General features: G+C 66.3%; 11 protein-coding genes. 2 read left to right on the top strand and 9 right to left on the bottom strand.

The genetic code is table 11. The annotated features are described in order from the left end of the window. Positions 1 to 76: 76 nt before the first annotated feature. Entirely contained in the window at positions 77 to 988 is a 912-nt protein-coding gene (locus B3Z70_RS08000) for an ABC transporter ATP-binding protein (protein ID WP_292019871.1), read from the top strand. After that, a complete protein-coding gene (locus B3Z70_RS07995; protein ID WP_292019869.1) occupies positions 978 to 1,835 on the top strand; it encodes an ABC transporter permease subunit in 858 nt (285 codons plus the stop codon). The genes B3Z70_RS08000 and B3Z70_RS07995 overlap by 11 nt, the downstream gene beginning before the upstream one ends. On the opposite strand, the gene B3Z70_RS07990 is transcribed toward B3Z70_RS07995, so the two are convergent. The 9 genes from B3Z70_RS07990 to secY all read right to left on the bottom strand — a co-directional run bounded on the left by B3Z70_RS07990 (position 1,807) and on the right by secY (position 9,142). Continuing rightward, entirely contained in the window at positions 1,807 to 2,724 is a 918-nt protein-coding gene (locus B3Z70_RS07990) for a LysR substrate-binding domain-containing protein (protein WP_292019866.1), read from the bottom strand. The genes B3Z70_RS07995 and B3Z70_RS07990 overlap by 29 nt on opposite strands. Before the next feature lie 197 nt (positions 2,725 to 2,921). Further along, positions 2,922 to 3,764 carry a hypothetical protein gene (locus B3Z70_RS07985; RefSeq protein WP_292019863.1) on the bottom strand — a complete coding sequence of 281 codons (843 nt, stop codon included), beginning with the start codon at positions 3,762 to 3,764 and terminating at the stop codon, positions 2,922 to 2,924. 95 nt (positions 3,765 to 3,859) lie between these two features. Next, a complete protein-coding gene (gene rplQ, locus B3Z70_RS07980; protein ID WP_087119301.1) occupies positions 3,860 to 4,276 on the bottom strand; it encodes a 50S ribosomal protein L17 in 417 nt (138 codons plus the stop codon). 109 nt (positions 4,277 to 4,385) lie between these two features. Continuing rightward, positions 4,386 to 5,405, bottom strand: a complete 1,020-nt coding sequence (locus B3Z70_RS07975; RefSeq protein WP_087119302.1) for a DNA-directed RNA polymerase subunit alpha — start codon at positions 5,403 to 5,405, stop codon at positions 4,386 to 4,388. A 94-nt stretch (positions 5,406 to 5,499) separates the two neighbouring features. Continuing rightward, positions 5,500 to 5,889 (bottom strand): 30S ribosomal protein S11, encoded by a 390-nt coding sequence (gene rpsK, locus B3Z70_RS07970; protein WP_013268944.1) that lies wholly within the window; start codon positions 5,887 to 5,889, stop codon positions 5,500 to 5,502. Positions 5,890 to 5,898: 9 nt separating this feature from the next. Further along, entirely contained in the window at positions 5,899 to 6,267 is a 369-nt protein-coding gene (gene rpsM, locus B3Z70_RS07965; protein ID WP_026108555.1) for a 30S ribosomal protein S13, read from the bottom strand. Between the two features lie 127 nt (positions 6,268 to 6,394). Continuing rightward, positions 6,395 to 7,132, bottom strand: a complete 738-nt coding sequence (locus B3Z70_RS07960) for an energy transducer TonB (protein ID WP_292045317.1) — start codon at positions 7,130 to 7,132, stop codon at positions 6,395 to 6,397. A gap of 30 nt (positions 7,133 to 7,162) precedes the next feature. Next, complete coding sequence (locus B3Z70_RS07955; protein ID WP_292020051.1) at positions 7,163 to 7,723, bottom strand: adenylate kinase; 561 nt, start codon at positions 7,721 to 7,723, stop codon at positions 7,163 to 7,165. Positions 7,724 to 7,762: 39 nt separating this feature from the next. Beyond that, positions 7,763 to 9,142 (bottom strand): preprotein translocase subunit SecY, encoded by a 1,380-nt coding sequence (secY, locus tag B3Z70_RS07950; RefSeq protein WP_292020052.1) that lies wholly within the window; start codon positions 9,140 to 9,142, stop codon positions 7,763 to 7,765. Between the last annotated feature and the right edge of the window lie 12 nt (positions 9,143 to 9,154).

The following is a 9,154-nucleotide window of genomic DNA, read 5'->3' as shown; positions in this document are numbered from 1 at the left end:
AACCATTGCCTAAACTTAATGCGCGACAGCCCCACGACGGCTTGTCGGAACATCGTTCTCGCGCCAAGCTTGCATCATGGACACCGTCATCGAAATCCGCGGCCTCACCAAGACCTATGGGGCGGTGAAGGCCCTGGACGGCCTGACGCTCTCGATCCCGCGTGGCGGGGTTTATGGGGTGCTGGGCCCCAACGGGGCGGGCAAGTCGACCCTGTTCCGCACCCTGCTGGGCCTGATTCGGCCGACCGAGGGCGACGCCACGGTGATGGGCGGCCGGATCGGCGATCCGGCGGCGATGCGCCGCATGGGTTCCATGATCGAGACCCCGCGCTTCCCCCCGTTCATGACCGCCCGCCAGGTTCTGGTCTGGCTGGCCCAGGCCCACGGCGGCGTCAGCGGGGCCGATATCGACAACTGGCTCCAGCGCGTCGGTCTGGCCGAGGCCGCAAACCGTCGCGTGCGCGGCTTTTCCGTCGGGATGCTGCAACGCCTGGGCGTCGCCGCCGCCCTGATGACCAAGCCCGATCTGGTCATTCTGGATGAACCGACCAGCGGCATGGACCCGCCCGGCATCCAGGAAATGCGCGCCCTGATCCGCAGCCTGGCCGACAACGACGGCGTGACCGTCATCCTGGCCAGCCACCAGCTTCAGGAGGTCCAGCGCGTCTGCGACCGCGTGGCCATCTTCAACAAGGGCAAGGTCATCACCGAGGGCCGGGTCTCGGACCTGACCGCCTCGGGCGAGCGTCTGCGCCTGTCCGTCACCCCCCTGGCCAAGGCCATGGCCGTGCTGGGCGAGCGCGCCGCGCTGGACGGCGACGCCCTTCTGGCCACGGCGCCCCGCGCCGAGGCCCCCGCCCTGATCAAGGCCCTGGTCGAAAACGGCGTCGATATCGAGGAGGCCCGCTGGATCGGCGCCGACCTGGAAGACGTCTTCATGAGCGAGACCGGCTGGACCGGCGTGCAGGAGCAAAACCGTGCTGGCTGACGCGATCCGATCCGAAACCTATCGCCTGTCGCGCAACCGCACCGCCTTGTTCTGGAGCGTGCTGTTCGTGCCGGTCATCGGCCTGCTGCTGGCCACCATCGGCTTCGTGGTCGCCAAGGCCAATGAGGCCAAGCTGGTCGGCAAGCTGCCGCCGGAACTGATGAAGGGCGGCCCGCTGGACCTGGGCCTGACCTTGGTCAAGAGCGCCGGCGACTTCGCCAACCCCGCCATCCTGATGTTCGTCCTGATCGGCGCGGCCACCATCTACGCCGGCGACTATCGCTGGGAGACCTGGCGGCTGATCAGCGCGCGAAACACCCGTTCCAACCTGCTGGCCGGCAAGGTCGTGGTGGTCGCCCTGTTGATGATCGCCGCCACCGTCGCCGCCCTGGTGTCCGACGTGATCGCCAGCCTGATCCAGGCGGCCGTGTTCGGCCGGGCCCTGACCTTCTCGATGACGGGCGGGGCGGCCGCAGACTTCGGCCTTCTGGCCCTGACCGGCTGGGCGCGCATCCTGCAGTTCACCATGCTGGGCCTGTTGGCGGCGGTCCTGACCCGCTCGCTTCTGGCCGCCCTGTTCGCGCCGCTGGTGATCGGCATCGGCCAGTTCTTCCTGCCGCAGATTCTGATGCCGATGGGCGTGACCCCGGACGGCTGGCTGCTGCCCCTGCTGTCGCCCGGCATGGCGACCGACCTGCTGAAAGCCGTCATCCAGGGCGGGACGGCGGCGGCGGACCTGCCGGATCATGCGGTGATCAAGGGCGTGCTCGGCCTGGCCCTGTGGATCGTCGTTCCCTTCGCCGCCGCCGTGGCCTGGTTCAACAAGCAGGACCTGTCGAAGGAATAGGCGGCGGCGGGCTGCGCTCGCCTTCCCGCACCAGCCAGTCGCGGAAGGCGTCCACGGCGGGGTCGCGCCGCCCCTCCGGCCGCAGGAAGGCGAACCACGACGCGCGCTCCTCAAAGCCGAACGGCGCGACCAGCCGCCCGGCCATGACGTCGGGCGCCACCAAGGCCCACGGCGCTATGGCCACGCCCAGGCCCGATGCGGCGGCCTCGACCAGCGAATGGTTGTGAGCGAACTCCCGCTCCGGCGCGTCGCTCTTCAACGTCACGCCCGCCAGGTCCGCCCACACCGTCCACGCCTGCCGGAAGGTGGCCGAGCGCAGACGCGGCGCCGCTCCGACCGCCTGAAGCGTGGGCATCTTCGCCATCAGACCCGGCGCGCCGACCGGCCCCTGATGCTGGGACAGAAACCGCGTGTTTTCGGTGCGGACATGGCGCTGATCCGGCTCCACGATGCGGATGGCGCCGTCGAACCGATCCCGGCGAAAGTCGACCGGCAGATAGGATTCCGATAGCCGCACCCTGACCTCGGGATGCGCGTCCAGAAAGTGCGGCAGGCGCGGGATCAACCATTTCAGCGCAAAGGTGCCCAGGCAGGAAATCTCGATCTCGCGCACCGCCTCGCCCCGCGCCTGAGACACCGCATCGGTGATCGCGCCAAATGCGGGCGTCAGAGCGTCCGCCAACCGACGGCCGGCCTCCGTCAGGACGAGAGCATGGCGCGGCCCGCTGACCAGCCGCACGCCCAGCGCGGCCTGAAGCGCCGCGATCTGGCGGCTGACCGCGCCATGGGTGACGCACAGTTCGGCCGCCGCCCGCGTCATGCTGGCGTGGCGGGCAAAGACCTCGAAGGTTCGCAGCGCATTCAACGGCGGCGGCGCACGGCCCGTCATGTGACCTCCCCTCACACAGACCTGACCGCATAATCGATTTCCCGGCGCGCGCCTATCGGCTTCAACCTGGCCGATGTCGCACCTCGATCCGCCGCCCCGCCCGCCTCGCCGTCCGCTGCATGACCAGATCGCCTACGGCCTGTGCATTCTCGTCATATGGCTCACGGCCTTTGCAGCCATGATCGACAGCTAGCGGCTCAGAGCGCAGTTGGCAGCGGCCATGCTTCACGCGAACGTCGGATGGCATCGGTCAGGTCAGCCCTGACGCCGCCTCGCGCGAGGCAGACCTTCATCAGGCCAGGATAATCGAACGTCGCAGGATCGTTCAGAACTTGCCGAAGCTCTTCAGGCCAAGTCACGACGCTTGCCTCGTCCATCTGGTCTTCTCGCGGCAGATTCCACCGCCATGCCGTTTCGGCTTGACCGTCATTTTCGACACAGGCTCGTTCCTCGAACCGCAGTCGTGCCGTGGCGGTAAACCCCATCCTCCGATTCAAATCCTTCGACTGACTGGTAGTTGACACGAACAACAGACAACTCCCCGTCAGTTCATGTCGCCGAACGATCAATCCCGCCAGAGCAACGGCCTCGTCCTTGACATCCTTTTTGTTCTCGACCGTGAAAGGCTCGGCCTCGCCTGTTTCCACACAAGGATTGTCTGCACGTTCCAACCAACTTGGCTGTTTGGCTGTCGGCAGGAGCGAAAGCGGCAACAAGGCCACGCCCAAAACGATCAACGGGGACTGAATCGCCAAATCCTTTGCCGTGGTCTGATAGGGAGCGGCGACAGTCACCTCAGCCAAATCCGACGCGGCGAAGCACGGCGGATCAAGATGACGGCCGCACAACAGATCCCCTGCCGGTACGACGCCGCCCAAGCTGACGCTTTCCCCGCCCCTCCTGACGCCGGTGATCAACTCGCCGCGCTGGAAAATACCTCCAGCGGAAAGGCCATCAGTCGTCACAGTCTGAAACGACCGGATCGGCATACATCCGCCAAGCAAGGCGCAGAAGAGCAAGGTCGGAATCGTGCGGCTCATAACCAGAGCATGGCTCAACCGGAGCGTGTCGCAAAGCAAAAGGGCGGCCGGATCGCTCCGACCGCCCTTTCGGCGTCTGGTCTTTCGACCGGGTCTTAGTCTTCGTCGCCTTCATAGGCCAGGACCGGACCGGAGTCCTTGCCCTTGGCCTCGACGTCGCGATCGACGAACTCGATCACGGCCATCGGGGCGTTGTCGCCGTGGCGGAAGCCGGCCTTCATGATGCGGATATAGCCGCCGTTGCGCTCGCTGTAGCGCGGGCCCAGCGTCTCGAACAGCTTGCCGACCTGCGGCACGTCGCGAACCTGGCTGATGGCCTGACGACGGGCGTGCAGATCGCCCTTCTTGGCCAGGGTGACCAGCTTCTCGACGAAGGGACGCAGTTCCTTGGCCTTGGGCAGGGTCGTGGTGATTTGCTCGTGCTTGATCAGCGAGGCGGCCATGTTCGCGAACATGGCGGTGCGGTGGCTGGTCGTGCGACCGAGTTTACGATGGGCGGCGCCGTGGCGCATCAGGGTCTCTCCTACTCCGGGCCCGGTATCTCCTGACAGGAGACCTAGGCCCGTAATCTTCTAACCGCCCCGTCATTCTCCTCGAAAGGAGACGGGCGGAGGGTTGAACTTAGATCTGGTCGTCGAACTTCTTGGCCAGATCTTCGATGTTTTCGGGCGGCCAGTTCGGCACATCCATGCCGAGGCTGAGGCCCATCGTCGCGAGAACTTCCTTGATCTCGTTCAGCGACTTGCGGCCGAAGTTCGGGGTGCGAAGCATTTCGCCCTCGGTCTTCTGGATCAGGTCGCCGATGTAGACGATGTTGTCGTTCTTCAAGCAGTTGGCCGAACGGACCGACAGCTCCAGCTCGTCCACCTTCTTCAGCAGCGCCGGGTTGAAGGGCAGGTCGGGCTTGCCGTCCGACTGCTCGACAGCCTTCTTGGGCTCTTCGAAGGTGATGAAGATCTGCAGTTGGTCCTGCAGGATGCGCGCGGCGTAGGCCACGGCGTCCACAGGCGTCACCGCGCCGTTGGTTTCGACTTCCAGCAGCAGCTTGTCATAGTCCAGCGACTGGCCCTGACGGGTCGGCTCGACGCGATAGGCCACCTTCTTGACCGGCGAATACAGCGCATCCACGGCGATCAGGCCGATGGGGGCGTCTTCCGGCCGGTTCAGTTCGGCCGCGACATAGCCCTTGCCGTTCTGGACGGTCAGTTCCATGCGCACCGAGGCGCCGTCGTCCAGCGTGCAGATGACGTGATCGGGGTTCAGAACCTCGATGTCGGCCGGCACGTCAATCTGGCCGGCCGTCACCGCGCCGGGGCCCGTGGCGCGCAGGGTCATGCGCTTGGGGCCTTCGGCGTGCATGCGCAGCGCCAGTTGCTTGATGTTCAGGACGATGTCGACCACGTCTTCGCGCACGCCTTCCAGCGACGAGAACTCATGGACCACGCCGTCGATCTGGATGGCGGTGACCGCCGCGCCTTGCAGCGAGGACAGCAGAACGCGACGGAGCGCGTTGCCGAGGGTCACGCCGAAGCCACGCTCGAGGGGCTCGGCCACCAGGCGCGCCTTGCGCTGGGCGTCGGAACCGGTCTCGATCTGGGGCTTCTCGGGACGGATCAGCTCTTGCCAGTTTCTTTCGATCATTTTGTCCCTCGAACGGGTTTCGTCGGCTCCGGCCTTGTCGACGAGGCCATGGTGGAGCCGACGGAGATGGGGTGTGCCTTGAACGAAGTCGCGATTAGACGCGACGACGCTTGGGCGGACGGCAACCGTTGTGCGGCATCGGGGTGACGTCGCGGATGGTCGTGATCGTCAGGCCGACCGACTGCAGCGCGCGCAGGGCCGATTCACGGCCGGAACCCGGACCCGAAACGTTCACTTCCAGCGTCTTCACGCCGTGTTCCTGCGCCTTCTTGCCGGCGTCTTCCGCAGCCATCTGGGCGGCGTAAGGGGTCGACTTGCGCGAACCCTTGAAGCCCATGTGACCGGCCGAAGACCACGAGATCGCGTTGCCCTGGGCATCGGTGATCGTGATCATGGTGTTGTTGAACGAAGCATTCACGTGGGCGACGCCCGAGGTGATGTTCTTGCGCTCGCGCTTCTTTACGCGACCCGGTTCCTTGGCCATGTGTCTGTCTTACTTCTTCTTGCCGGCGATCGGCTTGGCGGGACCCTTGCGGGTGCGGGCGTTCGTATGGGTGCGCTGGCCGCGGACCGGCAGGCCCTTGCGGTGACGCAGGCCGCGATAGCAGGCCAGGTCCATCAGACGCTTGATGTTCATCGACGTCTCGCGGCGCAGGTCGCCCTCGACGGTGTGATCCTTGTCGATCGTTTCGCGGATCGACAGGACTTCGGCGTCCGTCAGCTGGTTCACGCGACGGGCGGGCTCGATGCCCACCTTCTCGGTGATGTCCTTGGCGGCGGCGGGGCCGATGCCATGGATGTACTGAAGCGCGATTTCCACGCGCTTGTTGGTCGGGATGTTGACGCCAGCAATACGGGCCACGAAATTCTCCAGATACGCGTTAGTCAGACGCAACAAACGCTCCGGTTAACAAACCAGGAGCGTGGCGCCCTTCGCGGGAAGGCGCCCTTATACAGATGATTCACAGGGCGTCAACGTCTGCCGTGGATCAACGCGGCGGGCGGCCGAAATCGACGCCGACGGTGACGCGCTGGCCCTCGACGGGGCGGCCGTTCTCGGTCGGCGGCTGGAAACGAAAGACGCCCGACACCTGCAGGCCCGCCGCGCCGAAGCCCAGGCCCGGCGGCGTCTCGTCCACGACGCGACAATCGTCCAGTCGGTTGTCCAGCCGGATGACGCACGACAGTTCGGCCCGGCCATAGCGGCTGCGGGCGGCCGGCGGGTGGTTGGCGCGAATCTGGCCGATCGTGGGGCCCGTCAACAGGCGCGGTCCTGTCGAGCCGCTTCCCGGACCCGATCCCGACCCGACGCCGGAGCCGCTGCCTGTCCCCTGCCCGCCCTGGCCGAAGCCCGGCTGGGGCGAGGGCGCGGGCGCGACGCCGACGACGGGCGCAGGGGTCGGCGCCTGTTTCGGCGGGGCCGGCAGTTCGGGCGCTCGCGGCTGTTTCGGCGGCGGGGGCGTGTGGATGCGGGAAGGCGCAGCGGGGGCGCCGCCGCCGGTCTGCGGCGCCGGCGGCTGTTCGGACGCCGGCGGCGGCGGATCGTACAGCACCACCTCGAAGGGCTGCGGCTCGGGCGCAGTCGGAACCTGCGGCGTCCGGCCGTCGATCCGGCCTAGCAGCAGGAACAGCCCCGTCTGCGCCCCGGCGACGGCGCAGAAAACGGCGAAGGCGCGCCAGCGTCTGCGGGCGCGCCTCTTGTCGGGATTGGCGTCGTCGTCGATCATCGGACGTCTAACGCCCGAGGCCGGCTTTGGTCACGCCAGGGCGGCGTCGATGGCCTTGGCGACCGAGTCGATAGAGCCCATGCCGTCCGCCTCGGTCAGCTTGCCCTGCTTTTCGTAATAGGGAAGCAGCGGGGCGGTGTTGCGGTTATAGGCCTCCAGCCGGACCTTGAACGATTCCGGATTGTCGTCTGGCCGGCCTTGGTCGGCGAACCGCTTGGCGATCCGTTCGGTCAGGGCGGCGTCGTCCACCTTCAGCCGCACGACGGCGTCGATCTGCGCGTCGCGCTTGGCCAGCATGGCGTCCAGGGCCTCGGCCTGGGCCACGGTGCGGGGAAATCCGTCGAAGATGGCGCCGCCGGCGGCCTCGGCCTCGGGCAGACGATCCTCGATCAGGGCGATGACGATCTCGTCGGTGACCAGATCGCCGCGCGCCAGCACGTCCTTGACCTTGACGCCCAGCTCCGAGCCCGAGGCGATGGCCGCCCGCAGCATGTCGCCGGTGGAGAGCTGGACCATGCCCTTCTCTTCCACCAGCCGCTTGGCCTGGGTGCCCTTGCCCGCCGCCGGCGGTCCGAACAGGATCAAGTTCACGCTATCAGCCCTCCCCTGGGCGTCTCTGTCGGCTTGAAGTTAGCGACGCACCGGCGTCGGCGCGCCGCGACCGCCACGACCACGCAGCTTGGCCTTCTTGATCAGGCCTTCGTACTGGTGGGCCAGCAGTTGGGACTGAATCTGGGCCACAGTGTCCATGGTGACCGAGACCACGATCAAGATAGACGTTCCGCCAAAGTACAGGCTGTTGCCGAACTGGCTGACGATGAACTCCGGCAGCAGGCAGACGGCGGTGATATAGGCCGCGCCGATCACCGTCAGCCGGGTCAGCACATAGTCCAGATATTCCGCCGTGCGCTTGCCCGGACGGATCCCCGGCAGGAAGCCGCCGTATTTCCGCAGGTTCTCGGCCGTGTCTTCAGGGTTGAAGGTGATCGAGGTGTAGAAGAAGCAGAAGAAGACGATCAGGGCGGCGTACAGCGCCATGAACAGCGGCTGGCCATGCGTCAGCTGCGCCGTCACCAGCGGCAGCCAGCTCATCCAGCTGGGCAGGTCGGCGTTGGCCGTCATGGTCGCAACCGTCGTCGGCAGCATCAGCAGCGACGAGGCGAAGATCGGCGGGATCACGCCGGCGGTGTTGACCTTCAGCGGCAGGAACGAACGCTCGCCCCCGGCCATGCGATTGCCTTCCTGGCGCTTCGGATACTGGATCAGAAGACGGCGCTGGGCGCGTTCCATGAAGACGATGAAGACCACGGTGGCCACGGCCAGGACGGCGATGAACAGCAGGGCGAAGGCCGACATCTGGCCTTGCTGGGCCAGGCCCAGCAGACGCGCGATGGTGGACGGCAGGACCGCCACGATGCCGGCGAAGATGATCAGCGAGATGCCATTGCCGACGCCGCGCGCCGTCACCTGCTCACCCAGCCACATCAGGAACATGGTGCCGCCGGTCAGGGTCACGACCGTCGAGGCGATGAAGAAGACGCCGGGATTGTCGACCAGGCCCGCCGTGCTGTTCAGGCCGGCGGCGATGCCGAACGACTGCGCCAGCGCCAGGAACACCGTCAGATAGCGGGTGTACTGGTTCAGCTGCTTGCGGCCGCTTTCGCCGCCTTCCTTCTTCAGCTTCTCCCAGGGCGGATACACCGTGCCCATCAGCTGCACGATGATGGACGCCGAGATGTAGGGCATCACGTTCAGCGCGAAGATGGCCATACGCTCGACCGCGCCGCCCGAGAACATGTTGAACATGTCCAAGATGCCGCGCTGGCCCGAGGGGTCCTGGAAGAACTGCAGGAAGGCCTGCGAGTTGATGCCCGGGATCGGCACATAGGTGCCGATGCGATAGACCAGAAGCGCGCCCAGCGTGAACAGCAGGCGCTTGTGCAGCTCGGTCGCTTTCGCGAACGAGCCGATGTTCATATTGGCGGCGAGTTGTTCTGCGGCCGAAGCCATTATGCGTCCCCA

Source organism: Brevundimonas sp. UBA6550 (assembly GCF_002434505.1).
Lineage (GTDB): Bacteria > Pseudomonadota > Alphaproteobacteria > Caulobacterales > Caulobacteraceae > Brevundimonas.
The sequence above is the reverse complement of the archived record's forward strand: the minus strand, read 5'-3'. Positions and strand labels throughout refer to the sequence as shown.

Excerpts from the sequence above, each read along its gene's own strand:
- rpsK (WP_013268944.1), bottom strand. The coding sequence starts at position 5,889 with ATGGCCAAGGAACCGGGTCGCGTAAAGAAGCGCGAGCGCAAGAACATC.
- B3Z70_RS08000 (WP_292019871.1), top strand. The coding sequence starts at position 77 with ATGGACACCGTCATCGAAATCCGCGGCCTCACCAAGACCTATGGGGCG.
- rplQ (WP_087119301.1), bottom strand. The coding sequence starts at position 4,276 with ATGCGCCACGGCGCCGCCCATCGTAAACTCGGTCGCACGACCAGCCAC.
- B3Z70_RS07975 (WP_087119302.1), bottom strand. The coding sequence starts at position 5,405 with ATGATCGAAAGAAACTGGCAAGAGCTGATCCGTCCCGAGAAGCCCCAG.
- secY (WP_292020052.1), bottom strand. The coding sequence starts at position 9,142 with ATGGCTTCGGCCGCAGAACAACTCGCCGCCAATATGAACATCGGCTCG.
- B3Z70_RS07990 (WP_292019866.1), bottom strand. The coding sequence starts at position 2,724 with ATGACGGGCCGTGCGCCGCCGCCGTTGAATGCGCTGCGAACCTTCGAG.
- B3Z70_RS07985 (WP_292019863.1), bottom strand. The coding sequence starts at position 3,764 with ATGAGCCGCACGATTCCGACCTTGCTCTTCTGCGCCTTGCTTGGCGGA.
- B3Z70_RS07960 (WP_292045317.1), bottom strand. The coding sequence starts at position 7,132 with ATGATCGACGACGACGCCAATCCCGACAAGAGGCGCGCCCGCAGACGC.